The sequence below is a fragment of the Vibrio sp. OPT24 genome, assembly GCF_015163545.1.
Taxonomy (GTDB): Bacteria; Pseudomonadota; Gammaproteobacteria; order Enterobacterales; family Vibrionaceae; genus Vibrio; species Vibrio cyclitrophicus.
On sequence record NZ_JADDYI010000053.1, the window covers coordinates 1 to 26,205 of the forward strand.

Sequence of the window (26,205 nt, forward strand, 5' to 3'; positions counted from 1 at the left end):
GCAACGCGTGGCATTTTTACTATGCGTTGGTTTATGTGTTTAAGGTATTATGCGGAGGCCAAGGTATTGCTTTGCTCACACCTTAGCAAGGCGTTATATTTTCGGAGTGTATGATGAACGACTTTGATGTAAATCTGGATAAGCTGGGACAAATACGGGATTCTTTAGTAGATCCAAAATCTATTTGGTCATTAGCAAGAAAACTGAAAAAACAGAGCCGAACTTTAGCGTTAAATGCCCCAAATAGTGATCTGTCTTTACCATCAAATCCTGGGATTTATTACTTTGAAGCTAAATTTAACTTCAAAGATTATGAATATCTTGAAGACTTTGGTAATAGTTGGGGAGTAATTAGATCAAAAAACCTTCCTAAAGGGGTTTCTAGGTACTATCCGAGTCGAGCGAAGAATCATATCTCCCGTTTAAAGCAAGGGAAATTTATACCGTTATACCTCGGTAAGCGTGACAATTTGAGTGATAGGATTATCAATCATTTAGATGGAAGCGAAGAGTCGGGTACATATGCGTTAAAACTTAGAAGTCGCCCTGAATTACTTTCTGGTGTCGAATTAAGGTATAGTTTTCATGAATTTAATATAAATCCGAGAGCATATTTTGGTGTCGAAGTTATAGAAAAAGCTCTCAGGGAAGTGTTTAATCCAATCATAGGCAAGCAATAAAAATATAACAAAGCGTTCAAGACAGATTCTGTAGTTGACCCGGTGTAATTGAGCACTGAATAAGTGTAGTAGATCCTCGGTAGGGGGAATCCATGTCATTCGTCAGCTTTAAAAACCATTCTGTAATTCTAGTTAATAAATGAACATCTCAAAATAAAGGGAGTTTTTATATGAAAGTCATTACCAATCTTTTCCTAGCATCAATTGCTTTATTTAGCCCATTACAAGTACACGCAACTGACATTGATCAGCAGACAGTGTGTACGGCTGTTAGCTGGAAGGTGGCTGATAATGTTGGAAAGTGTAAGACGGGCCAAAAAATCGCATTTTTGCCCAACTCATTTGGAAACGAACAACTCCCAATTATGTTTATAGCAGTGAACTGTGACATGCGCTATAACGTGAGCTTAACTAATGGAGGTGCTGTGTGTTTATTCAAGCCAGTAGAAAATGTTGTTGTAGCATCAGAGTAAAAGCTAACAAGGCACTTAAACGTAGCTCAAATATTGGTTTATCTTTCGTTTCGCTAAACATTTTAAACCACTATTTTGGCTCGCTTAGTACGGTGTTATACCGATGAAAATAATTGAAGGAATCGACTTTGGCTAAAGCATGAAAATTAGAAGAAAATCCATATAATTCGCTATAAAGCAGGAAGCTAATCAGCTACCTGCCTTCTAATTAACTTAGCTGAAGCTTTTATCTGACGTTATCTTCGCTAAACCAGAGATTACCTTCCAAAGAGTGTAAATAGCAGCTGCCAATAGGAAAATATAACCGACTACAAATACAGCTGTAACAGCACCTAAGATTGTTTAAATGATAGAAACCCAAAAGGTTTTAGTAATATTGTCGTAGTGGTCTGCAAAAATTGTCCCTTGAGCATCGGACTTTTTGACTATTCCCCAGATACCGCCAATTAGAAAACTAATACCGGTAAAAAAGCCTAAGAGCATTAGCGCGTATGCGACAATAGCATGAGTTTTTGCGTTTTTGTCTACTTGAGTTAGTTCAGAATTGACTGGTTGTACATTTTCCATTTTTTTAGTCCTTTAAGTGAAATTGGATGCTATGTTGCTGATTTAATATGTGTTTGGTAAGTCATTTTTATAAAAATGTGTTTGAATTCGCATTTTGTTGGGAAAGCTTTATAACAAAGCGTTGAAGATCGATTCGCAACGCTCGGTATGTCTACTATGCGTTGGGTTTAGTGATTAAGGTGGTATGCAGCGGCGACATCGGTATTACGTTGATCACCCCTTAACAGGGCCACATGGACTCCCCTGGCAGTCAAACATCCGCTCATCTTGTGTTATTGGACTGACGCTATACGTTCGCCTATTTATCGACGATTCGCATACGTCGTGGCCTTGGCTACTTTTCGGCTGCAGTTGCCTTATTCGTTAAAGCAAATAGTGGAAATTAAGCATTCTTCTTGTGAATGTAAGTGTTGTGTGAGCTAAAGTGCAAAAAATGCAACAAGTTGAATATTTAGTTTTGGCTGTTCGTATTTTGTAAGTTATTGTTATAAATAATGTTTAGTGTCCATGTAACAAGGAAGTAAGAAATGAAGAAATTAGTGCTGTCTGCTATGCTAGTAGCCGCGCCTGTGGCTGCAGCGGAAATTAGCGTATTAGAGGACTTGAAGTCCACCCCCCTAACATCTTATGAGGCGGGAAGAAATCAACTGGCTACATTCACCGCAGCGATAAATCTGTTTACTAAACTTGAAGGTAAGCAAAAGTTTACATTCAATCTCCTTGAAGATGAATCAACTCTCGGTCTTGAGATCTCGGGTTTTCAGCCTGTAAAAAAAGTAACCAAGGATGAGTGTAACTCATTGTTTATTAAACTAGGTGCTTTGAATGTGGTTTCTGACTTACCTACTTTAATTTGGCCGGATTTATCTAAAGAACAAGCTAAAGACATTCAGAGTGAATTATTTATCCAAGCTAAAATTATCGCAAAAGAAAACCACGAATTCTCAATTACTTGTAAAAAGTCGCTAGCAGAAATTTAGCCTAGCTAGCTACTATAGCGTCAATAGCCAATTTTTGACGCTATTCTTATCCCACATTACACCGTCTCTTAGCATTGAATTAAGTATTACAGCTATCTTGTTAATGCAGGCAATTATCGCTACTTTGTAGATTTTCCTGTCGTAAGTAATGGTTCATAAGTAGCCTTAAAAACTGGGTTACATTGGATATCAGACACTATGCCAAGTATTCCTTACCCAATAATGTGCACCATCACACGCTTCAACGGCTATACGCATGAGTGGTATATTTGCTATTGTAGTCAGTAGCTTAGCTCTATTGCTGATTTATGAAGAATGACCTTAACATTTTGGCCTTCAACATGAAGATTGAGATAGGATTTAACTAGCTCGATTGTGTAGAAATAAGAATGATCAGATATGGTACCTGCGGTGAAATTAGGTACTACATACGTATGGTAGATCCTCGAAAGGTGGAGTCCATGTCATTTGCTAAATTACTTTCAAGCATCATAGTAAGGATTATATTTTGGAAGAAGTACAACAAAAATGGATTTGTGGTTTTTGGACGAGAATCGGAGCCTTGTTTATTGACACAATATTTTTAGGTGTATTGGGGTATGTTGTCGGCTTATTTCTAGAAGATGTTTTCGTCCAGCTTGGTGAGTGGGGAAGGTTGATTGGCTTTGTTGTGTCAATTACATATTTTGGTGTAATGAATAGCTCTTTATTAAATGGCCAGACAATAGGGAAAAAGCTTCTAAATATAAGAGTTGTTGACTCATGCAATTCAACTATCAGCCTACCAAAGTCCTTTTTGAGGTATAGCTTCCTTGCCGTTCCATTTTCTCTGAATGGAGCACAAATTACTAACGAAGCAGTAATCCCATATTTAATGTACCTGTTATCGTTTATCGTATTTGGTGGCTTATGCTCAATTACTTACTTATATATTTTTAATCGCGTAACTCGACAGTCATTACATGATCTTGCCGTAGGCACTTATGTCGTAAATGCAGAGGCTAGTTCTGAAAAGTTGCCATCAGTCTGGAGACCTCACTTAGTAGTGGTTACCGGCTTATTTGTTACAGCGGTCCTTGTCCCCGTTCTTACTTCTGACTTAACGCAATCAGAATCGTTCAAGGGACTGTTAGTAACACAGAAAGCAATCAATAATAATGAGTCAGTAAAATATGCAGGGGTCACAGAAGGTGCAACAACTTTCACTTCATCAAACTCTGGGAGTAAAACAACGACATATGTGAAAGCTCAAGCTTTTCTTTATAAAGATAGTGTTCGAGATTCAGAGATCGCAAAGCAACTAGTCCAAACTATAATTTATACTTACCCAGAGTCGCTAAATAAAAACTTGATTAAAGTAACTCTTACCTACGGTTATGATATTGGTATTGCTTCAAAATGGAATAGTTACAACTACAAGTTTAATCCGCAAGAGCTCAAAATTTTGGAGTAATCGTCATCTAACAAGACTTTAAATTTTGTTCAAATGATAGCTTCGGTGCAATTAGCTATTACACAAGTGTGGCAGATCCTTGGAAAGGGGATCCCTGTCATTCGTTATAGCTCATCGATAGTCTAAGGATTTAGATGTACAAAATGCAAATAGGTTTAGTCATGGCCTGCATGACCGCCCTTGGTTATATGATGGGGAGTGACTTTAGCTCAATGGAACAACACACAACGTTTCCAGGTGAAGGACTCTCTTTATTTGCAGTTGAAGTAGCTAAACCTTTCCCAGTCGAACCTTTGAAAAACTTCAATATTGCCACTGATAGTCCAATTACTAATTTTCGAGTGCCTCTAGATCTAGATACTGACTCAAAGCTTAGTTTTATATCTGACTACGAAGTTACAATTGACAATGGCTCTGGATTGGTGGGGCGAGTTAAAATCGAGCGGGGTTTTATCAGTAAGAGCGAATGTATTTCAGCTTTAGGCTATTTGGTTGACAAGTTTCAGGAGTATTATCCAGAATTCCAATTTGAAGTTGGTAAATCAAGCTACTCGAAAACCGTTGGAGATTTACGAGTTGGTGCTTCATGTTCAGTTTATGAAAGCTCCCCATACGTTTCGTTAGAGTATTACTTAGAAAGTAACTCTGTAGCAGATAACGTTCTTAAAGCTTTCACCCGCAGATAAAGAGTTATTACAAACGTTTAAGAATCAAGACAATCAACGAGGGCGCCGATAGCCGGCGCCCTTTGTGTTAGTTGGTAACGCTGTAAGTGTCGTAATCGCGAAGTAAGAAGAGTGCGATACAGGCTGCGAACATTGGCCAAGAGGCAAAGAACAGTAGGTTATTGAACGGGTCCATGTATTTTCCAAAAGAGGCGAAAGTTGAACCTGCGTGCAGGACTAAAATCGCGCCGTAGGTGTACTTTTTCCACATGCCGACAACAAACGCGCCTAAGAATCCTAGCTGCGCGACACCCATAGCCATTATTGCGTTGTCCGAGATGTCGATGCCGTAAAAGCCAGACAGTACTTTTGTTGCATGCTCAGGTACAAGGATCTTATCCAAGCCCCAGAACAAGAAGACGATAAAAATGCCGATTCTCAGCAGCAGTAGGCTAGTCGCCAGTTTGGTTTGAAGTTTCTTTTCCATGATATCCCTTGTGATGCACTCAACGATGCGATTAAATTAAATGTTCTTCAAAGAAGACCCATCGTATTCGCGTTTTCTTTCGTTATTTTTTAGTGCCTTATGTAACAAGGAGTGTCTGCTTAGTGGGTTTGATGGTGGGTAACGTTAATGCAGACTTAGGTAGAGCTTATATGCGACGAGAAGTCAGGCTTAGATTCTCGATCTTAATGTACTTGGCCGTGTATATAAGTTACTGGCGCAGCATAAGCCATTATCATTCGTTGAGCCTGATGTTCATTGACTAAGATGCGGTTGATGAGCTTTTGAAGTTGATCTATTTCTGGCAGCTGCTGATGCTTTATTTGCTTTTCTAGAGCGGTCAATTGGTGTGCCAACATGTTTAGCCCGAGGTTCAAAGCCATCCCTTTTACTGAGTGTAAAGTATTCTTTATAGATTTAAGGTCCTGCTGAATGTAAGCCTCGATGAGTTGATCGATGGACTCTTCAAGTTCTCTCGATGTTGATTTCAAAAGCACAATCAGGTCGTGGTGGTTTTCTTTAAACGATTGAATAACCTCTGATTGGCTAATCTCTTCTTCTGTTAGGCTTAGTTTATCAATGGGCTCTCTGTGAAGTTCGATAACATTGCTTGTTATATCAGTCGTGGATTCGCTATTAGCGTGTTTAGGCAGCCGTGAAGAAAACTGCTGTAGGGCATCGAAGAAACTCTCTTGCTGCAACGGCTTTGTTAAAACGTGGTCTGCACCCGCTTCAATAAAGCTGTCGTGAGCCTCGCGAAACACATCGGCGGTGTAAGCAAATATCAGAGTGTTTAAGCCAAGCTGTTGTCTAATAAATTGTGTTGCTTCAACTCCATTCATTTCAGGCATGTGATTGTCCATTAAGATGAGGTCATATTTTGCTGTTTTCAGGTATTCCGTCGCGATTCTTCCGTTTTCTGCCAGTTCAACATGATATCCGAAGTTTTCACAAAAGCCTTTAGCAACAATGGCGTTAATGCGGTTGTCTTCTACTAGCAGCACGTTCAGTGGATTATTGAATGGTTCGTCCGTGCTGATCAGATCTGAGTTGGTTTCTGTTGCTTTGTGTACTTGCCAGGTGATAGGTAATGATACGTGGAACTTGGTTCCAAGCCCTACGGCACTGTTTAGAGTTATCTCACCTCCCATTAACTCCACGAGCTTTTTAACGATAGCTAACCCAAGCCCTGTGCCTCCAAATTTTCTTGTTGTGGATGCATCCGCTTGTTCGAACGAGTTGAATATATGCTGGTGCTTATCTTTCGGGATCCCGACGCCAGTATCCGTTATGGTCAGAAGGAGCTTGTTGTCCTGATGATTAAGGGCTAACTGGAACAATACGTGGCCTTCATTGGTAAACTTGACCGCGTTGCCCCCTAAATTAAACAATATTTGGCGCAACCTCGCGCAATCCCCAATAAGGTCTATGTTGTTAGGCACCTCGTTATCGACGATTAAACGGATACTCTTTTCGTCTGCCATCGGTTTAATTGCACTGCAGACTGGTCGAATAACTTGTTCAAAGTTAAACGGAGCAATATCCAATTCGAGTTTGTTTTCCTCCACTTTAGAGAAATCTAGGATGTCGTTGAGTATTGTCATCAGGTGTTGGCCTGAATCGAGAATGACTTCGATGTTCTCTTTGGTAGCCGGTTCTTTAGTCTGGGAAGCTATGATCTGCGATATGCCAAGCACACCATTCATAGGGGTGCGTATTTCATGGCTCATCGTTGAAAGGAATTCACTTTTCGCTTTAGCGGCGGCTTCGGCTTTTTTACGTTCAGCGATAAGATCACGGTTTGAGGCATGCATTTGATTGTTGCTTTTAACCAGAGTCGTCGCCATTTTTTGAAAACTGTGGGTGAGTTGAGCAACTTCATCGTTACCACTCATCGAGGGGCTTCGGTCAAGCATGGAAGCGACTTGCTTTAAATGACCAGCCGCCACTTGATTCGCCGCGTTAAGGAGTAGGTGAATACGTTTCTTGATGCGATTGGATGACCATGCTGCTACGAGCAGAGAAATGAACGTTGAAAATAGCGTTCCTAGAAATAGCACATAACTGGTTTGATTGGCGGAGTGATCGGATTCTTTCACTCGAATTTGAATAAGCTTTTGTTCGATTGAAATAAACTCGGCTATCTCGTTACGAATTTTATCAATAAGTTGTTTGCCCGTTTGTTTCTGAGTTAAAGCAATCACATTTTGCATCGTAGTTGTGCCATTGCCTACTAAACTACGTTGGGCGATTTCTTTTTCACCTGCTTCCTTAAGCCATTGCTTATGAAGCGCATCTATCTTTCGGAGACGCTCGACTTGTTTAGGGCTATCGCTTACTTGTTCACAAAGGGTATGAACTTTTTGGTTCCAAACATCAAGTGCAAGGTGATAAGGCTCAAGAAATACAGGGTCACCCGTAATGAGGTAGCCCCTTTGACCCGTTTCCATATCAATGGCTAGGTTTAACAGTTCTTGAGCTCGAGCAATTGCTTTGTGAGTGTGGACCACCCAATGGTTATCTTCCACCATAGATTGGGTGTTTTTATGGACAGAGAATGAAACAAGAACCATCAATGCGATTGGAATTGAAAAGCTAACTAAGAGCTTTCTCTGCAGAGAAATATCATCAAACCAACTCGCAAACATAAAGTCACGTATTCCACACTATAAAAACCTATAGTTATTGTAGATTAGATTGTTAGGTGTACAAATGCATAGTGTGTGGTTGAGCTATTTTTGAACCTAAAAAGGTAGTCAGAGCTCTAAAAATAGAGCTCTGACTACCTTGGTATACGAATGAAGGTAAGAACAGAGTGGCACAAAACGTATCAGTCTGATTTAAGAATGGCCTAACTCTGATGAAGAAGGAGCCGGCGCTTGATAGCCACGACTAAGCTCGAAATGCTGCTGCTTGAGTAAGCTTAGCGCTAGGTTTATCGGCATTGGCTTATAAAAATAGAAGCCTTGAATGTAGTCGACGCCCAGTTTAGAGAGGATTTTTGTTTGTGATTCGTATTCGACTCCTTCAACGATGACTTGCATCCCTAACGTGTGAGCAAGCTGCAACATAGACTCAAGTAAAGGCAAGCCAAAGCTGGACTCGTCAGATATGTTTTTTACGAACACACGGTCAATTTTAAGAATGCTAAACGGAAACTGTCTCACAAAATCTAAGCCCGCATAGCCTGTCCCAAAATCATCAATTGCAACTCTCACACCTAACTCAGACAGTTTGGTTAGGTTACTTCTTATCTTGACCATATCGGCGTCAGAACATTCGCCGTCTTCAGTAACCTCAAAAACCACACGTTTTAGAATGTCTGGGTGTTTCTTGTAGATGTTCATCACTTTATTCGCGAAGTTACTATTGGAAACGACATTTCGGCTTATATTGACGCTAATATATTTTGAATCAAATAACTCTTGATTATGTTTTATCGTGTTGAGTACTTCGCGCAACACAAAGTAAGTCAGGTCCTCAATCAATCCTAAGCTTTCTGCAAGTGGAATGAATATGGCAGGGGACACGTTACCCTCAACAGGGTCGCTCCACCTAAGGAGTGACTCACAGCCCACTATTTCAGTGGTATGTTGGTTAACGACTGGTTGCAGGTGTACATGGAGGTGTTTGTTTTTTAACGCACTAGAAAGTGAGTACTCTAAGCTATGTTGGCTCTGTTTTTTATACTTGATCGAGATAAGGCTGATAGTAATGATTCCAGCCATCAGAAAGCCAAACCATGAGTAGCTCAATAAGAAGTTTAAGTAATACTGATACCCAATGTATGACGTGATAGTGAGTGGGTAAGTATTTGAGTGTATTTGCACTTTGGCAATGTGTGCCCCAGTGTCTGATGGGTAAATATCCCTTTTTATCACTTCAACTTTGGCTTGAATTCCATAATTGCTCAGGTTTTTTTCTACGAGATCATAGATGAAGTGGGGCGGTATCATCAGGCTTACCCCTACATCTTCCTTATTTGAGAAAATGAGCATGATGGATTGAACCTGAGTAATGGCTGAATTTGAATACGATAGCGTGGTTAAATTCGGACTGTCATTGAGTCGCTGCCTAATCGTTTTGTACAAGCGAAACGAAACCTCACCATCGGTGGTTGAACAGTAAAACTGGTCGTCCTTGTTAAAAGCCGCCGCTTCTTTTACCCAATCTGCATCAAAAACGTTTTGACGAAGCTGCATAACAATCGAGTCACAAGGTTGGTCTGGCGAAATTTCTGAGAGAAAAAGGTCAAACCTTGATTGTATTCCCGCAAGCCTTGTTTCGACTAATTTCGATGAGTCTTCGGTTAACGTTTGATAATGAAGCGGCGTAAAAGGAATAAGCAAAGCCATAGAAAAAAAGAACGAAATGGCAAAGTAGAATGATGTTTTAGCGAAGTGTTGATACTTAATGTCCATAATTGGAAAAGTATTGCCGATTATCGTGAGTATTCAATTTAATTTATAAATTTAACGATAATAACGCAAGCTTATTCATAAATATTGTGAATAAACGCATGAGTTATTTATTGAAATAGAGGCTTTTCTAGTCTTAGTATAAAAATCAGAATGTTAGATGCGCCTTCAGGGTTAGATGTGATGACTTTTTGTTCAACGGTTTTTGGGGTTTATGAGGTAGTACATTGTGCATCTTTCCATCATTAGATTTTGATATGAGGCTTTAGAAGTAATGCGAAGTAAGCGGACTTGGTAACAATGATAAGAAAATTAATGTGGATGTTATTACGAATTTTAATCGTCTATTTGATGATTGCTCCTACCTACGCAATTCTGATTTTAACGAATATAGCCGAGCCTCATCTTTTAGGGACTAAACCAGAAGTGTTAGTTTGGCTTTCGTGCTTCCTTCTTTTGATTGGCTATATACTAATCAGGATTTCTAAAACGAGAAATATAGGAAAATTATTATCACTTAGTGTTTTTGGGGCGATAGTCTTAATCATGTATGTAGACGAGCGTTATTGGATTTTTGAAATCAGTGTCAATGCATGGAGCTTATTTTTGGCCACTCTGTATTTGTTAATGCTTTTGTACTTCATTTTTCCAGTTAAGCAATTTAAGCCTTTACTGAGCTTAGTTCCTGTCGCTGGGGTATCTTGGTTTTTAGTTTGGACTTTCCTGGGTCCAATAAGCTTAACGTATGATTTGATGAGCAGTAAGACAACCATTCCAATCGATAAATACCAAAAGGTAATAGGCTTGCTTCCGGAGTTGTACCTCAGTGCTTTTCAATCAGGCTTGTTTTCGATGTTTCTTGTGCTGTGGCTATATGCTTTTGTCATCTTGTGTCATAACCCCAAACGCAGCTATCGGAAACTGGCCACTCATGTATCTAAGTTTCGTAACACGTGGCAATAATAGGGGTATATATGTGCTTTGGGAGTAGGAGAAGGCAATGAAAAAGGTTTTATCGGCCGTGTTATTAACTTGTGTGCCTTTGCTGGTATCAGCATCAGATGATGCTATCGATTGCGAAAATGCGATGACAACATTAGAGATTAACCAATGTGCATCTATTAGTCTGGAATCTGCACAACTGGAACTTGACCAATACCTTGAAGCTAGCTTTAAGCACAATGCTTATGATGAGGAATTGGTGAATTCAATCAAGGTTGCTCAGGACAGTTGGCAAGCTTACATGACTGCACATTGTGACTCGGTGTATACCCAATGGCGTGATGGATCTATTAGAGGCCTCATGGCATTGTCTTGCAAAACCGAGCTGACTAAAAAAAGAACGCATGAGGTGTGGGGAAACTTCTTAACCTACATGGACAGCACACCGCCAGTTTTACCAGAACCAAATCTTAACTCAACATAGCATTAGACTTAAAACTGGAACGAAAAGGGTAAGGTGACTAACCTTGCCCTTTGTTATTGGGGTCTGTTGTTTGGATTGTTGCTTTAGCGAGTTAATTTACACTGTTTCTGTGCTTTACGGCTTTGCTTTAGTCTGAAGGCGCACTAAATCGCTTTTACGCTGCTTCGTTCAACTAACGTTGGTTCTAACTCAACAACTTGAGGAGACGCGTCAGGTGTTTTTAGTCGGTTAAGTAACGTGTCTACAGCAGCTTTACCTAAACGGTGTTTTGGCTGGTGGACCGTACTTAACGCTGGCGTCATGTATTTAGAAAGATGAATATCATCGTAGCCAATAATGGAAAGATCGTTTGGAATCGATGTGCCATCTTGCGCCGCAGCGTGAATTACACCCATCGCCATCATATCGTTACTGACGAACAAGGCTGACGGCATTCCGCCACGAGTTTTCAGTGTTTGATAAGAATCAAAGCCACCATCACATTCAAAGTTTGATTCAACAATCCATTGAGGATTGATCGTTAAATTGGCTTCTTCCATTGCTTGTTGGAAGCCTTTATAGCGAGAAGAGGCTTGATTGCGATGCAGTGGACCTGTAATACAACCGATTTGAGAGTGCCCATTATCAATCAAGTGCTTAGTTGCCATGTAACCACCTTGATGGGAGTTATCTTGAATTTTGTCACTCGCAAATAACATAGGGCCCCAGTCCATGACTACGACAGGCAACTCAGGGTAACGCTCGAAGACATCGATGTGTTGACCCTCAAGAGTTGAACACATCAGCATTAAGCCATCGACTCGCTTTTGTAGCAAAGTGTCAATGGATGACTTCATACGCTCACTGTCGCCTTCCGTGTTACACAAGATTAGGTTGTAGCCTTTTTCATAGCAACGACGTTCCACACCTTTCACTACTTCACCAAAGAATGGGTTAGTAGACGTGGTAACCAACATACCCAGGGTTTTGGTTTGCTTCATTTTCAAACTACGAGCCAGTGCAGAAGGCGCGTAGTTGAGTTCTTTAGCCGCACTGTTAACACGCTCAGCGATTTCTTCACTGACAAAACGTGACTTGTTGATCACATGACTCACGGTCGATGTAGAAACCTTTGCGAGCCGTGCGATGTCTTTCATTGTTGCCATAAAAAATCCTTGTGGGAATAACTTGTCCACGTTGCGCAATATTCTGCCTGAAAACAGGGGCTTATGCTTGGGTATTTGTGCGGTCTAATTACAGACCAAACAATACACTAAGCCGAAACCTGCTTGGCTAGGAAAGCATCCGTTTCAGCACGGCTTGGAATAGATGTTTGGGCGCCAAAGCGAGTTACTGAAATGGCAGCCGCGGCGTGAGCAAACTTAATCGCGCGTTGTAATGGCATGTCTTCAAGTAAGCCTGTCACTAATGCACCATTAAATGTGTCGCCAGCAGCGGTAGTATCCGTTGCATCAACACGAAAACCGGCAATTAATTCGCCTTCGCTAGCTTCATTACCTTGACCGTGATGACTAACCCAAACGCCTTTCGCGCCAAGTGTGATCATCACAGTTTCAATGCCTTTCGCATGCAGAGCTAAAGCCGCCTGGTGAGCGGACTGGTTGTCAGTTACAGTCACACCTGTTAGGACTTCCGCTTCGGTCTCGTTGGGTGTTATCACATCGACACAAGCAAGCAGTGAATCCGATAATGGACGAGCAGGAGCCGGGTTAAGAATCACTTGCGTGCCGCTCTCTTTGGCCACTTTTGCAGCGAACTCAATGCCTTCAATTGGCGTTTCAAGTTGAGTCAGCAGGTACTTAGCATTGCGAATCTTCTCTAGGTGCGGCTTGATTTGGTCGCAAGTCAGCTTGTTGTTTGCTTCCGCAGAAAGACAGATGCTGTTTTCGCCTGTTGCGGATACTTGGATCATCGCGATGCCAGTCGGGGTGTTGTTTGCAACGATAACGCCGTCGATGTTGATGCCGTCCTTAGCAAAATCTTGACGAATGTTGATACCAAATGGGTCGTCACCAACACAGGCGATAAAGCCGATATCTGCGTTTAATCGCGCAGCAGCCACCGCTTGGTTTGCACCTTTGCCACCAGGAATGACCTGATAATTACCGCCAATCAAGGTTTCACCCGGACGAGGGAACGAAGGAACTTGCAATACGTGGTCAGCGTTAACGCTACCTAAAACAATCAGTTGAGTCATGATACGAGCCTTATGATATATCGTATTTGAAAATGCATGGGTCTTTCTCATTACGTTAATTACACGCCTTTTTAGACGACTTATTGAGAAACAGCGATGCATTGTCTGGGGTGGGTAAGTAAGGCAGGGATAGGGGAATCCCTGCCTATGTGTCGCTCTATTTTTTGCTTTATTTAATCGATTTTGGATTCAATTACTTAGCAACAATTTTTAGAGGTACTGGTACGTACTCGTCTACTGTTTCGCCTTTCAGTACTTTGTCTGCCATTTCGATACCCAGAGAACCGATTAGGTCAGGCTGTTGTGCTACCGTTGCACCAAGTAGGCCACGATTAACAGCAGCAATACCGTCGTCAGTGCCATCAAAGCCAACGATCATTACGTCTTTGCCTGAAGCTTGAACTGCGCGCAGTGCGCCTAGCGCCATTTCATCGTTCTGAGCGAATACTGCTTGTACGTCTGGGTTTGCAGCAAGTAAGTTTTCCATTACGTTCAGACCTTTAGTACGGTCAAAATCAGCAGGTTGACTTGCAAGAAGCTCAAGGTCGCTGCCGTTTACTGCGTTCATGAAGCCTTCACCACGTTCACGAGCTGCTGAAGTACCTGCGATACCTTCCAGTTGGATTACTTTCGCTTTTTCGCCCACTTTTTCCATGATGTAGTGACCCGCCATTTCACCGCCGATCACGTTATCAGAAGCAATGTGGCTCACTACGTCACCACGGCTTGCACCACGGTCTAGTGTTAATACTGGGATGTCTGAGCGGTTAGCAATACGAATAGCGTTAGACACAGCGTCTGAATCCGTTGGGTTAATCAGGATTGCTTTAACACCACGAATGGTTAGATCTTCAATGTTCGAAAGCTCTTTGCTTGGGTCGTTTTGAGAATCAAGAACGATAAGCTTGTAGCCTAGCTCTTCCGCTTTCGCTTCTGCGCCATCTTTCATGGTTACGAAGAATGGGTTGTTCAATGTAGACAGAACGATTGCCATTGTATCTTGCGCCTGTGCAGATACAGATACCGTTGTAGAAAGAAGAGCAGCAGAAATAAGAGTCGCTAATTTTTTCATGGTGTAAGTCCTTTATGTAGGGTGAGCTAGGTTGGATAACCCTAGCTCGTTGTTACATTATTTATAGATTTAATGTTTATAGGTTTGTTACTGATAGATATTTTTAATATAAAACAGAGTTTTACTTGTTTTTGTTGTCGACTAATACCGCCAGAAGAATAACCACTGCTTTTGCAATCATCTGGTAGTAAGAAGATACGTCTAATAGATTTAAGGCGTTGTTTAGGAAGCCGATAATCAATGCACCAATCAATGTGCCCATGATACGACCACGACCGCCGGCTAAGCTTGTGCCGCCAAGAACTACGGCTGCGATGGCGTCTAATTCATAACCCATACCTGCTGTTGGTTGAGCTGATGACAATCGAGATGCCACGATGATGCCAGCTACCGCTGCTAACAGACCACAGATTGCGTAAACGCCGATTTTCACTTTGTCTACGTCGATGCCTGATAGGCGAGTTGCTGATTCGTTGCCACCTAGTGCGTAAACATAGCGACCAAAGCGTGTGTGGTTAAGTAGGTACCATACCGCTGCGAACACTACGACCATGATCCATACCGGAACTGGGATGCCCATTGCGTAGCCTGTACCGAACCAAGCGAAGGCGTCCGCTGTGTCAGTGAAACCAGTAGATATAGGACGACCGTCGGTGTAAACCATGGTTACGCCGCGAAGTAGTGTCATAGTCACAAGAGTTGCTATGAAGGCTTGAACCTTACCCTTGGCAATAATCACACCACTGATAGCACCTAATGCTGCACCTGCTACTAGAGCGGTTGGCACTGCGATCATCACTGGGATTTCCATGCCAATCATGCTGGCTGCGAATGCACCACAAAGTGCCAGTACAGAGCCGACACTCAAGTCGATACCTGCGGTTAAGATAACCAGCGTCATGCCTACAGCGATAATTGCGTTAACTGAGGTTTGGCGCAGAATGTTTAGGATGTTGTCGACAGTAAAAAAGTTTGGGTTTAAGAAAGAAACGACAACAATCAGGAAGATCAAAGCAATCAATGACTTTTGGTCAATCAGCCACTCTTTGCTGATTAACGGTTTTTTCTTTGGCGCTTCAGTTTCAGTTGTTTTGCTCATGGTTTTAGTACTCATGCTGCGTCCTCGTTGATCTTTTTACCGACCGCACACGCCAGTAATAATTCTTGGTTTGCTTCTTTAGCATCAAATTCACCGCTTACACGGCCTTCATGCATCACCATGATGCGGTCACTCATTCCTAACACTTCTGGCATTTCAGATGAGACCAAAATAATGCTCATACCGTCAGCTTTGAATTTATTAATGAGTTGGTAAATTTCTTTTTTAGCACCGACATCGACACCACGCGTTGGCTCATCGAGAATCAGTACTTTTGGTTTGGTCATCAAGCCTTTCGCGATAGCTACTTTCTGTTGGTTACCACCAGAAAGGTTGCCAATAATTTGTTCGCGAGTCGGGGTTTTGATGTTGAATAGTTTGATGAAGTCATCAACCGCCATCACTTCATCTTTATGTTGGATTTGACCGCTTTTAGTCAATTGATCCAATGAACATAAAGACATGTTTTCTTTAACAGAAAGCCCTAGAACTAAGCCATCGCCTTTACGGTCTTCAGAGATGTAAGCGATGCCATTTGCTAAGCCATCTTTCGGACTTACAGGGTTAATGGTTTTGTTTTCTAGGTTGATGACACCGCGCTCACTCGGAAGGGCACCGTAAATCACTTTCATCAGTTCAGTACGACCAGCACCCATCAAGCCAGACACACCCAAAATCTCGCCACGCTTTAGAGTAAAGCTCACGTCATGAACACCAGAACCCGTCAGGCCAATCACTTCAAGGCAGGTTTCACCGTGGCTCTGCCCTATACGTGGATATTGCTCGTCCAACTTACGGCCCACCATCATTTCGATCAGGCCATCTTCGTCGGTGTCTTTTACTTCACATTGGCCAATGAACTTACCGTCACGAAGTACGGTGATGTCATCACAAATTTCGAAGATCTCTTTCAAGCGGTGAGAGATGTAAACAATGCCGCAGCCTTCAGCACGAAGTTCGTTAATCACCTTAAACAGAGACTCAGTTTCGGTATCGGTTAATGCATCAGTTGGTTCATCCATGATGATGACCTTAGATTCAAACGATAGGGCTTTTGCGATCTCTACCATTTGTTGCTCACCAAGGCTCAACTGGCCTAAAGGTGTTTTTGAGCTGTGTTTCACGTTAAGGCGTTTAAGTAGCTTGTCGGCTTCTTGGTACATCTCGTTCCACAAGATGCGCCCCATAGTCCCTGTGATTTCACGACCTAAGAAGATGTTCTCGGCGATGGTAAGCTCTGGTATTAGGTTCAACTCTTGGTGAATGATACTAATACCGGCTTGTTGTGAATCACGCGGTCCTTTAAATGCCGCCGGCTTACCTTGGTAGGCGATAGTTCCGCTGTCCAAGTGATAGATACCCGTAAGCACTTTCATAAGCGTTGATTTACCTGCACCGTTTTCACCCATTAACGCCATGACGCGTCCTGGATAAACGTTGAGGCTTGCCTTATCCAGTGCTTTCACACCAGGGAAGGCCTTCTCAATTGAGCTAAGTTCTAAAATGGCTTGAGTCATGTCGGTTCCTTTACTCGGGGCCAGTTGTGTTTGATTGTTCTGTATATGTATTGTTTTTGGTTCAGTGATGACACTGGACTGTCGTTGCGTTTTGCTTGAGCTAAAACGTTACGCCAGCTTGGAAAATGACATTTGCGTATGGGGTGCATTCACCTGTACGGATAACCGCGCGGCTTTCATGCGTTCGCTGTTTAAATTCTTCATGAGGGATGTAAGTAATCGAAAGCGGTTTGCCGCAACGAGCTTCTTCTGTCTTGATTAAATCAATCAGTGCGGCGTGATGCTCTGGGCTTACTTTCGCAAATTCTTCTGCAATCACGACGCCTTCAATTTGAGATTCATCTAACATGGTTTTTACCGTTTGTTGAAAGCTTGGTACACCGTGAGTCAGAGCAAGATCAATGCGAGTTACCTGGTCTGGAATCGGTAAGCCCGCGTCACAAATCGTGATTTCATCTGTATGGCCAAGAGTCGCCACTAGGTAAGAGAGTTCAGAATTAATTAGAGTACTTTTTTTCATATCACGACCTATCGAAAAATAACGTTTAATGGGTTGAGAACAACTCAAGAAAAAGCCATCGAAACGTTTCGATAGTGATAATAGTGTCTGATTTATCATTTGCACCCTTCGCTTTCTTAGAGTGTGATGATGATCATCGAAACGTTTCGATAGGGCGTTTTTTGGTGATCGTAATCACTTTCGTCGGCACAAAAAATTAAGACAAGGTGAGCGAAGGTTTACTCGCCTGAATGTGCTGAGCTAAGTTGTTGTGTTGAGGCTTTCGGGTGTTTTTCTGAAGCTAAGCGATCACGCTCATCAGTATTGGGTATGATGAACAGCGTATAGCCATATCGAGGGATAGTAACAATTTTGATGTTAGAAACTCTCAAGCGGATAAAGACATTTCTTAGGTAATAGACGACATTGGTTAGTGCTTGTGTAGGCATAGGTTGGTTGTCCCAGCATACGCTTACAATATCTTTTCTAGGGACCGGTTGACCGGGGTTTTCTAGCAACAGACAAAGCACTGCAAATAGGTGCGGACGTAAATGGATTTTGTTTCCTTGTTTGTTCGTGATATTTCGAGTTGCCGTATCCAGAGTTAGATCACCAAGGTGGATTTCATTATTCATTGCGTTTCTATCTGTCTCATTCTTCATTTGGGAGGTAATGGGGTGCCAACTAGAGCGAACAGATTATGCAAAATAACTCGACTCTTGAAAGTAAGCCTTCGTAAGCCCGTGCGATAAAAGTATAAAAGCCGGATGGTTTGAATAGGAATGAGAGGATAGGTTTGTCAGTTGGTCGTTTTTTTATTTACATATTATTCATCAGCTTATTTTGTTCTAACTGATTGCGTTGTTATGGCGAGAGTGGGTGAGACGTCTGTTTTAAAGCAAATCTTAATTTTAAAGCTAATCTTAATCGGACAGTTAAGCTTCACGGATATGAGCGGTTACAGCAACGATGGCATGGTCCGTACTGAATTGGTCATGCTCGAAGCTTGGATTAATCAGGTGATGGTCTAACACTGTGTAGCTAGAGATCTCCATTAAACTTGAAGAGTTCTGACAATCGAACTCATTCGACATTAAAATATAGTCCAGTACAGACCCAGAGGCGCCGTAGTAATGGGTTGGTTTACGCAGTTCAAGCAAGTCTTCTTCATGCAGTTGATGGTAAAGATCCCAACTGTCTTTTAATCGAAAATGGGACAGCCAATGCTTGCTGTTTTCGTCTCGGTTGATTGAGTAACTCAACAGCCCTTTAAACTCATCATTAAACAAAGGCTTATTAAAATCACCCATCAACACAACGGGTTGATCGGTTTGGTAGCGCTGATTGGTAATGTATTGATGAAGCATCTGAGCTTCTAAACCACGCTGAACGCTCGATAACCAAGATCCGAGTTGTTCTTGATGAAGCTTAACTAACGTGTCGCTTTTGGGCTTTTGGTTGTCTGAAATTTGAGAGACTTTAGATCTATCAGTATTATCTAGAATGTGACTTTTGGGCTCGGTTGGTCGCTGAGATTTAAAGTGCACCACATAACAGTCGGTTGAGCCCAAATGGGGTAAGGTAATTGTGGCGTGTACTGGCGTTCGGTTGAATGAAAAACTGTCACTAAGATTGAAGGCTGAAAGCAACTCTAAATCGGGTTTAACCGGCTGCACTTTTTCAATCGGGTAGCGAGAGGCGATACCCACGACAGGCGAGGTATACAGGTAATCATCTTCAACATGCGCGCTATCGACCACAGCAAAGTAAGGATAACCAAGTTTATTCATTAACTGCTCTAAAGACTGCGGGCTAAATATTTCTTGGAAGCCAATCACATCACAATCTAATGATTTAATCGCTTGAGCCATCCAGTGTTGCTTCTTCTTCCATTCCTCGAAGCTGTAAATGTTCTCAAAATCATAGTAAGCATTCGGTGGTTCGAGGTAGTTCAAAAGATTGAACGTTGCGAATGTTATTTGGTTTGGTTTGTTCAAAGTGTCATCCCATTTAGACCAGGTAATAATGATACTCCACTAACGCACTGATTGTTGGACAATTCGTGGGTTACGTATCATCTGTAGGTATGGTTTGTTCAATTGAATGTCCTATAACAATGGAACTTTATGCCGTAACAGGTAGACAAATTATAGCGTTCTTTTCTTAGACCGTGCACCCACTAGCTTCGCGTGAACCGAGTAATTTGTAAATAAACGGTAAGAGATAGAGTGCTGATGGTTTTATTAGTTATTACATGATGTTAGATTTGAACCTATACTTATTTTAACGGCCTACATTAAAGCCGATTAATCAATGTGAATATAGAATTCATGACATTTGAAGGGAGAGTCAAATGGGAACAGTTTTTCGACACAAAGCCTCGCAGCGCACTCAGTTTTTCAGGTTTAACTTAGCCAAATGTGCAGTCATGCTGCCGCTTATTGCTTTACAACCCTCTATCACTTTCGCTTCTGATACCGATTCAACTCCCGACATCACCGTTATTGAAACCACGCAACTGGTTGGTTTTGGTGAAGCAAAATATCCTACCGATTTTACTCATTTCGATTACGTTAATCCTGATGCGCCAAAGCAGGGTAAAGTGACCTATGGCAGCATAGGTACTTACGATAGCTTCAATCGATTCGGTTCCCGCGGCGTTGCTGCGAGTTACACTGGGGAAATTTACGATACATTGATGTTTTCTCCGAGTGACGAGATTGATGCGTATTATCCGTTAATTGCTTCAAAAGTTCGCTACGCCAGTGATTTCACTTGGATGGAAATCGATATCAACCCAAATGCTAAATTCCAAGATGGCGAGCCTATCACCGCGCACGATGTTGCATTCACTTTTGATAAGTTTTCAAAAGAGGGCGTGCCTCAATATCGCGTGTATTACAAAGAGATCGAATCAGTAACGGCAGTCTCTGATTTGGTTGTTCGTATTGAGATGAGCAAGCCAAATCGTGAGAAGCTGTTTAGCTTTGCACAAAGCACTCGCGTATTACCTCAACATTTTTGGAAAGACAGAAAGTTGTCTGAGCCGCTGAGTGAGCCGCCAGTCGGCAGTGGTCCATACAAAATCATCAGCTATAAATCGGGTCAAAGTGTTACCTACGGCCTAGATGAAAATTACTGGGCTGCAGATCTGCCAGTTAACGTGGGTCGCAATAATTTCAAGCAAGTGCAATACGATTACTACCGTGATGACACCGTAATGCTAGAAGCTTTCAAAGCAGGGGAGTTCGATCTTCGAACCGAAAATTCAGCTAAGTTCTGGGCCAACTCTTACACGGGCTCAAACTTCGATAAAGGCTATATCATTAAAGAAGAGATTAACCACGAGAAGCCTGAAACGACTCAAGGTTTTGTCTTCAATATTCAATCTCCTGTGTTTTCTGACCCTAAAGTTCGTGAAGCATTAACGTACGCGATGGACTTTGAGTGGATGAACAAGAACATGTTTTATGGCCAGTACAAACGTACCCGTAGTTACTTCCAAAATACAGATTATGAAGCGAAAGGTTTACCAAGCGAAGCTGAAGTCGAGTTGTTGTCTCAATATAAAGACCAAATTCCAGCGAGAGTGTTCACAGAAGAATTCCAACCGCCAGTCACCGATGGTAGCGGCCGTATTCGTAGCCAAATGCGTACTGCTTTCAAACTTTTGAAAGAAGCAGGTTGGGTACTGAAAGACAAAGTAATGACCAACGAAAAGACCGGCAAGCCGATGTCATTTGAGTTGTTGATTTACAGTCCAACTACGGAGCGTATCGCAACGCCGGTTCAAAAGAACCTTAAGCGCATGGGTATTGAGATGAAGATCCGTACTATTGATACTACTCAGTACATCAAACGCTTGCGTGATCGTGACTTCGACATGGTTTCGTCGTCATTTTCTGCAAACCCTTATCCTAGCCCGAACTTAATGATTGTTTGGAACTCTAACTACATTGATTCTACTTACAATACTGCTGGTGTAATGGATCCGGTGGTTGACGCGTTAACAGAAGAAATTGCGCGTAACCAACAACATCCTGAAAAGCTTCTTACGCTAGGTCGTTCACTTGACCGTGTATTGCAGTGGAATTTCTACAATATCCCGCAATGGCACGTTGGTGAGTACCGCGTAGCAATGTGGGACAAGTTTGAGCGTCCAGATGTATTGCCTAAATACGATTTAGGTATCGATACATGGTGGATTTCAGAAGAGAAGGCGGCTTTGCTTCCTGAAAAACGTCGCTAGGAGTTAGTTAATGGCCGCGTATATATTTCGACGCTTATTATTGGTGATCCCCACGCTGTGGGCGATCATCACCATCAACTTTTTCATTATTCAGATCGCGCCTGGTGGTCCCGTAGAGCAAGCCGTTGCACAATTAGAAGGGCATAACTCCGGAATCATGGAACGCTTTTCTGGCGGTGGGCAAGAAGTTGATTTAAGCGAAAGTGACCAAGCATCTGCCAGTGGTTATAAAGGCTCTCGCGGGCTTGATCCTGAAGTGGTTGAAGAGATCAAAAAGCAGTTTGGTTTTGATAAGCCAATTCACGTTCGCTACTTCGATATGTTGAAAAACTACGCGACCTTTAACTTTGGTGAAAGCTTGTTTAAGGGCGGTAACGTCATTGATCTCATCATCGATCGGCTGCCAGTCTCCATTTCTTTAGGGTTGTGGAGTACCTTAATCATTTATGTGATTTCGATACCTTTAGGCATCATGAAGGCGATACATCACGGATCTCGCTTTGATATTTGGTCGAGTGCGGTGGTGATTGTCGGCTACGCGGTTCCGGGCTTCCTATTTGCGATCATTCTGATTATTTTGTTCGCCAGTGGTAACTACTTCAGTTGGTTCCCATTGCGAGGGTTAGTGTCGAGTAACTTCGACCAACTGAATTGGTATCAACAAATTGGCGATTACTTCTGGCATTTGGCTTTGCCTATTTTCGCTATGGTCATCGGCGGTTTCGCGACACTCAGTATGCTGACCAAAAACTCCTTCCTTGATGAAATCAACAAGCAATATGTGGTGACGGCACGAGCAAAAGGTTTGGACGAGAGCAGTATTCTCTACAAGCACGTTTTCCGTAACGCTATGTTGATTATTATTGCGGGTTTCCCTAGTGCATTTATTAGTATTTTCTTCACGGGTTCTATGTTGATTGAAGTGATGTTTTCACTCGAAGGTATTGGCCTGCTTGGCTTTGAATCGACCATTCAGCGAGATTACCCGGTGGTGTTCAGCTCTCTCTATATCATGACCTTGCTTGGCTTGGTGCTGAGCATTATCTCCGACCTGACTTATACCTGGGTTGATCCTCGAATTGATTTTGAAGCGCGTTAATGGCGAATGAATAACAAGGTATTGATAATAAATGTTTAACAACCCTTTAGCTGAAGCTCGTTGGTTACGTTTTAAAGCAAACAAGCGTGGTTTTATCTCCCTTTGGATATTTACCATTTTGTTTGGATTGAGCCTGTTCGCAGAGATCATTGCCAACGATAAACCACTTTTGGTTTCTTATGATAATCAGTGGTTTGTACCCGTTATCAATGAATATTCTGAGACTGAATTTGGTGGTGAATTCGAAACCGAAGCCGATTATAAAGACCCATATGTTATCGAACTCATTGAAGACAATGGATACATCGTGTGGCCAATCATTCCGTTTAGTTACGACACGATAAACTTCGACATTTCAGGTGCGGTGCCATCGGAACCTGATTCGGTGAACTGGTTAGGAACCGATGATAAAGGGCGGGATGTATTAGCTCGTATTATTTATGGGTTCCGTATCTCTGTTCTGTTTGGTTTTATTCTGACGATTGTATCGAGCGTGGTCGGCGTAGTCGTCGGTGCGACCCAAGGTTACTACGGTGGTTGGGTCGACTTGTTCGGGCAGCGTTTTATTGAAGTCTGGTCTGGTATGCCGACTCTGTTCTTACTGATTATCCTTTCTAGCTTTATCGAGCCTAATTTCTGGTGGCTGTTGGGTATTATGGTGCTCTTCAGTTGGATGAGTTTGGTTGGGATTGTTCGAGCCGAGTTTTTACGCTGTCGAAACTTTGATTATGTGCGTGCTGCGCAAGCCATGGGCGTTGATGATAAACGTATTATGCTTCGTCATATGTTGCCCAACGCAATGGTGGCTTCGTTAACCATGATGCCGTTCATTCTTTCAGGTTCGGTTACCACGTTAACCTCATTAGATTTCTTGGGTTTTGGTTTGCCTGCGGGCTCGCCTTCGTTGGGTGAGTTGTTAGCGCAAGGTAAAGCTAACTTACAAGCGCCTTGGCTTGGCATTTCTGCCTTTGTCGTGCTTTCTTTGATGCTTACATTACTTGTCTTCGTTGGTGAAGCAGTACGTGATGCCTTCGATCCACATCAACAGAAGTAAGGATAAGTTATGACTTCAAATACAGTTCCTACTTCAGGGTCAACAATGGAGGCTGCTAATGCATCTCCAGTTCTGACCATAGATAAATTATCAGTCGGTTTTGGGAGAAAAGATTCGATAGAACAAGTGACGCAAGATGTCTCTTTAGAAATATACAAAGGTGAGACGCTCGCGCTGGTGGGCGAGAGTGGTTCCGGTAAATCGGTTACAGCTAACTCCGTGTTGAAGTTGCTGCCTAAAGGCTCGTCGCATTACTTGAACGGTAAGATCAATTTCTCTGGCACCGATATTCTGAGTTGTTCTGAAAGACAATTGCGTGGGATTCGTGGTGGCCGCATTGGTATGATCTTTCAAGAACCTATGGTTTCGCTTAATCCGCTTCATAGAGTCGGTAAACAGCTGGTTGAAACTCTCTCTATTCACCGAGGAATGCGAACTAACAAAGCGCAAGCCTTGGCTATAGAGTGGCTTTCAAAGGTGGGTATTCGTTACCCCGAGCAAAAAATTTCAGCGTACCCACATGAGTTATCTGGTGGCGAACGTCAGCGTGTGATGATTGCGATGGCGCTGATTAATGAACCAGAGTTGCTTATCGCTGATGAGCCAACAACGGCATTAGATGTGTCGGTGCAAGCGCAAATTCTAGACCTTTTAAAAGACCTGCAACAAGAGCTTGGTATGGCGATGCTTTTTATCACCCATGACTTAAGTATTGTTCGTCAAATTGCTGACAGAGTCGCGGTAATGAAAGATGGTCGCTTAGTCGAAAGCAACGACTGTCATACTCTGTTTAATGCGCCAGCTCATCCTTACACCCAAAAGCTTATTAACTCTGATCCGAAAGGCTTGCCCGTTCCAGTTTCTCCGGAAAGTGAACCTCTGCTCGATGTTAATCAACTTCGTGTTTGGTTCCCGATTACGGGCGGTTTATTCAAGCGTACGATTTCACATGTTAAAGCTGTCACCGACATGGAATTCACCTTGAAAAAGGGGCACTCAATAGGCCTAGTAGGAGAGAGTGGCTCTGGCAAATCAACAACCGGTATGGCGATCCTCAAATTGGTTGAAAGTGAAGGCTCGATTACCTACGCTGACGAACAAATTCTAGGCTTAAACCGCCAGCAGATGCTACCGTTTCGAAGTCGTATGCAAGTCGTCTTTCAAGACCCGTTTTCTGCATTGAATCCTAGAATGTCGGTTGCGCAAGTGATTGGTGAAGGTCTATTGGTTCATCAACAACTTGATGACACTGAACTCGACCAACGTATCTGTGACGTAATGAAAGAGGTCGACTTAGACCCAGAAACTCGCCACCGTTACCCGAATGAGTTTTCTGGCGGGCAGAGGCAACGTATCGCCATTGCACGAGCTCTGATCCTTAAGCCAGAGTTTATCTTGCTAGATGAACCAACATCGTCATTAGACAGAACGGTACAAGCGCAAGTGTTAGATCTACTCAAGTCACTTCAAGAAAAGTACGGTCTGACCTATTTGTTTATCAGTCATGATTTGAATGTCGTGAAATCCTTGTGTCATTACACCATTGTAATGAAAGCTGGCGAGGTGATTGAGAAGGGTGACACTGAGACTTTGTTTGGTAATCCGCAACATGAATATACCAAGCAGCTTGTCAGCCTCTCCAATGTGGGTGGTTTGTAGCCAAGTCGGTGCGTAACGAGAACAAATGGGCGCTGGATGAATTCAACATGGTCATTTTGTTGTTTTACGATTACACTGCGCCCAATATTTCAGAAGTACATATTTAGGTAGAGGTCACCATGGACCAAGAACATTACGAAGACGCTGACTACGAAGGCCAAGAGCTGGGCGAAGAAGGCGAAGAGATTGAAATTGAAGCAATTGGTATCGATGTTTCATCACAGCCAATCGAGCTCTACAAAGTGTTTAAAATAGCTAACCTAGTGAGTGGTGGCGGTGAAGCTAAACACATCATATCTGAAGGCTACGTAGCAGTAAATGGTGAGCTTGAAACTCGAAAACGCCGCAAAATGTACGATGGCGATTTCTTTGAATTCAATCAAGAATACTATGTAGTGGTGTGTGACCAGCCAGTACAGGAAGAATCAGACAAGCCGAAAAAGAAAGATGCGCCTAAAAAAGACAGCAAGGCGAAGAAAGGTCAGTCTAAAAAATCTCAGGCTAAAAAAGATCAGTCAAGCAAAGACTCAAAAAAGAAAGAGTCTAAGAAAAGCATGTCTGAAATGCTAAGTGCAAAGGCAGAACCTAAGAAA

The 26,205-nt window shown here is 42.4% G+C and carries 23 protein-coding genes and 3 pseudogenes; 12 read left to right on the forward strand and 14 right to left on the reverse strand.

Annotation, left to right across the window (positions count from 1 at the left end):
* Positions 1-113 precede the first annotated feature (113 nt).
* Both IQO02_RS13815 and IQO02_RS13820 read left to right on the forward strand, forming a co-directional pair.
* Positions 114-680, forward strand: coding sequence for a hypothetical protein (locus IQO02_RS13815; RefSeq protein WP_102282501.1), 567 nt, complete (start codon positions 114-116; stop codon positions 678-680).
* A 170-nt stretch (positions 681-850) separates the two neighbouring features.
* Positions 851-1,153 (forward strand): hypothetical protein, encoded by a 303-nt coding sequence (locus IQO02_RS13820; protein ID WP_010429037.1) that lies wholly within the window; start codon positions 851-853, stop codon positions 1,151-1,153.
* A 213-nt stretch (positions 1,154-1,366) separates the two neighbouring features.
* Here IQO02_RS13820 and IQO02_RS22470 read toward each other — a convergent pair.
* A pseudogene (locus IQO02_RS22470) lies at positions 1,367-1,720 on the reverse strand (DUF4870 family protein).
* A 527-nt stretch (positions 1,721-2,247) separates the two neighbouring features.
* On the opposite strand from IQO02_RS22470, the gene IQO02_RS13830 reads away from it, so the two are divergent.
* On the forward strand, positions 2,248-2,700 hold the full coding sequence (locus IQO02_RS13830; RefSeq protein ID WP_016785136.1) for a hypothetical protein: 453 nt from the start codon (positions 2,248-2,250) through the stop codon (positions 2,698-2,700).
* A 12-nt stretch (positions 2,701-2,712) separates the two neighbouring features.
* Here IQO02_RS13830 and IQO02_RS22210 read toward each other — a convergent pair.
* Together IQO02_RS22210 and IQO02_RS22215 are read right to left on the reverse strand one after the other, a co-directional pair.
* A pseudogene (locus IQO02_RS22210) lies at positions 2,713-2,906 on the reverse strand (IS110 family transposase); the annotation flags it as partial.
* A gap of 4 nt (positions 2,907-2,910) precedes the next feature.
* A pseudogene (locus IQO02_RS22215) lies at positions 2,911-3,101 on the reverse strand (IS110 family transposase); the annotation flags it as partial.
* 107 nt (positions 3,102-3,208) lie between these two features.
* Here IQO02_RS22215 and IQO02_RS13835 point away from each other — a divergent pair.
* Positions 3,209-4,153, forward strand: coding sequence for an RDD family protein (locus IQO02_RS13835; RefSeq protein WP_010429046.1), 945 nt, complete (start codon positions 3,209-3,211; stop codon positions 4,151-4,153).
* A 134-nt stretch (positions 4,154-4,287) separates the two neighbouring features.
* Positions 4,288-4,839: a hypothetical protein gene (locus tag IQO02_RS13840; RefSeq protein WP_016793634.1), complete on the forward strand. Its 552-nt coding sequence runs from the start codon at positions 4,288-4,290 to the stop codon at positions 4,837-4,839.
* A 67-nt stretch (positions 4,840-4,906) separates the two neighbouring features.
* On the opposite strand, the gene IQO02_RS13845 is transcribed toward IQO02_RS13840, so the two are convergent.
* From IQO02_RS13845 to IQO02_RS13855, 3 genes are all read right to left on the reverse strand, one after another.
* Positions 4,907-5,305, reverse strand: a complete 399-nt coding sequence (locus IQO02_RS13845; RefSeq protein WP_016766759.1) for a hypothetical protein — start codon at positions 5,303-5,305, stop codon at positions 4,907-4,909.
* Positions 5,306-5,508: 203 nt separating this feature from the next.
* Positions 5,509-7,971 carry a CHASE3 domain-containing protein gene (locus IQO02_RS13850; protein ID WP_016793635.1) on the reverse strand — a complete coding sequence of 821 codons (2,463 nt, stop codon included), beginning with the start codon at positions 7,969-7,971 and terminating at the stop codon, positions 5,509-5,511.
* Positions 7,972-8,163: 192 nt separating this feature from the next.
* Positions 8,164-9,744, reverse strand: coding sequence for an EAL domain-containing protein (locus IQO02_RS13855; RefSeq protein WP_016785140.1), 1,581 nt, complete (start codon positions 9,742-9,744; stop codon positions 8,164-8,166).
* 312 nt (positions 9,745-10,056) lie between these two features.
* Here IQO02_RS13855 and IQO02_RS13860 point away from each other — a divergent pair, with 312 nt between their 5' ends.
* Together IQO02_RS13860 and IQO02_RS13865 are read left to right on the forward strand one after the other, a co-directional pair.
* Complete coding sequence (locus IQO02_RS13860) at positions 10,057-10,704, forward strand: hypothetical protein (protein WP_016789883.1); 648 nt, start codon at positions 10,057-10,059, stop codon at positions 10,702-10,704.
* A gap of 37 nt (positions 10,705-10,741) precedes the next feature.
* Positions 10,742-11,167 (forward strand): lysozyme inhibitor LprI family protein, encoded by a 426-nt coding sequence (locus IQO02_RS13865; protein ID WP_010429067.1) that lies wholly within the window; start codon positions 10,742-10,744, stop codon positions 11,165-11,167.
* Between the two features lie 143 nt (positions 11,168-11,310).
* Here the strand turns inward: IQO02_RS13865 and IQO02_RS13870 are convergent, their stop codons facing one another.
* The 8 genes from IQO02_RS13870 to IQO02_RS13905 all read right to left on the reverse strand — a co-directional run bounded on the left by IQO02_RS13870 (position 11,311) and on the right by IQO02_RS13905 (position 19,548).
* On the reverse strand, positions 11,311-12,312 hold the full coding sequence (locus IQO02_RS13870; RefSeq protein WP_046208928.1) for a substrate-binding domain-containing protein: 1,002 nt from the start codon (positions 12,310-12,312) through the stop codon (positions 11,311-11,313).
* 107 nt (positions 12,313-12,419) lie between these two features.
* Complete coding sequence (rbsK, locus tag IQO02_RS13875; RefSeq protein WP_102282500.1) at positions 12,420-13,364, reverse strand: ribokinase; 945 nt, start codon at positions 13,362-13,364, stop codon at positions 12,420-12,422.
* A gap of 193 nt (positions 13,365-13,557) precedes the next feature.
* The gene (gene rbsB / locus IQO02_RS13880) at positions 13,558-14,436 is read right to left on the reverse strand and encodes a ribose ABC transporter substrate-binding protein RbsB (protein ID WP_016788188.1); all 879 of its coding nucleotides are present in this window, start codon (positions 14,434-14,436) and stop codon (positions 13,558-13,560) included.
* Positions 14,437-14,557: 121 nt separating this feature from the next.
* Entirely contained in the window at positions 14,558-15,550 is a 993-nt protein-coding gene (rbsC, locus tag IQO02_RS13885) for a ribose ABC transporter permease (RefSeq protein WP_009844905.1), read from the reverse strand.
* Positions 15,547-17,052 carry a ribose ABC transporter ATP-binding protein RbsA gene (gene rbsA / locus IQO02_RS13890; RefSeq protein WP_016766766.1) on the reverse strand — a complete coding sequence of 502 codons (1,506 nt, stop codon included), beginning with the start codon at positions 17,050-17,052 and terminating at the stop codon, positions 15,547-15,549. The genes rbsC and rbsA overlap by 4 nt, the downstream gene beginning before the upstream one ends.
* Before the next feature lie 100 nt (positions 17,053-17,152).
* Complete coding sequence (gene rbsD / locus IQO02_RS13895; RefSeq protein ID WP_010429095.1) at positions 17,153-17,572, reverse strand: D-ribose pyranase; 420 nt, start codon at positions 17,570-17,572, stop codon at positions 17,153-17,155.
* A gap of 218 nt (positions 17,573-17,790) precedes the next feature.
* A complete protein-coding gene (locus IQO02_RS13900; RefSeq protein WP_016766767.1) occupies positions 17,791-18,186 on the reverse strand; it encodes a winged helix-turn-helix domain-containing protein in 396 nt (131 codons plus the stop codon).
* Between the two features lie 300 nt (positions 18,187-18,486).
* Complete coding sequence (locus tag IQO02_RS13905) at positions 18,487-19,548, reverse strand: endonuclease/exonuclease/phosphatase family protein (protein ID WP_102277656.1); 1,062 nt, start codon at positions 19,546-19,548, stop codon at positions 18,487-18,489.
* A 356-nt stretch (positions 19,549-19,904) separates the two neighbouring features.
* On the opposite strand from IQO02_RS13905, the gene IQO02_RS13910 reads away from it, so the two are divergent.
* The 5 genes from IQO02_RS13910 to IQO02_RS13930 form a co-directional block, all read left to right on the forward strand.
* Positions 19,905-21,800 (forward strand): extracellular solute-binding protein, encoded by a 1,896-nt coding sequence (locus IQO02_RS13910; protein ID WP_016789879.1) that lies wholly within the window; start codon positions 19,905-19,907, stop codon positions 21,798-21,800.
* A 10-nt stretch (positions 21,801-21,810) separates the two neighbouring features.
* Positions 21,811-22,899 carry a microcin C ABC transporter permease YejB gene (locus IQO02_RS13915; RefSeq protein WP_010429108.1) on the forward strand — a complete coding sequence of 363 codons (1,089 nt, stop codon included), beginning with the start codon at positions 21,811-21,813 and terminating at the stop codon, positions 22,897-22,899.
* Positions 22,900-22,930: 31 nt separating this feature from the next.
* Positions 22,931-23,953, forward strand: coding sequence for an ABC transporter permease (locus IQO02_RS13920; protein ID WP_010429111.1), 1,023 nt, complete (start codon positions 22,931-22,933; stop codon positions 23,951-23,953).
* A gap of 9 nt (positions 23,954-23,962) precedes the next feature.
* Positions 23,963-25,612 (forward strand): microcin C ABC transporter ATP-binding protein YejF, encoded by a 1,650-nt coding sequence (yejF, locus tag IQO02_RS13925; RefSeq protein ID WP_102282499.1) that lies wholly within the window; start codon positions 23,963-23,965, stop codon positions 25,610-25,612.
* Between the two features lie 119 nt (positions 25,613-25,731).
* Positions 25,732-26,205 (forward strand): RNA-binding S4 domain-containing protein (locus IQO02_RS13930; protein ID WP_228006058.1); only part of this gene is annotated, 474 nt, incomplete at its 3' end.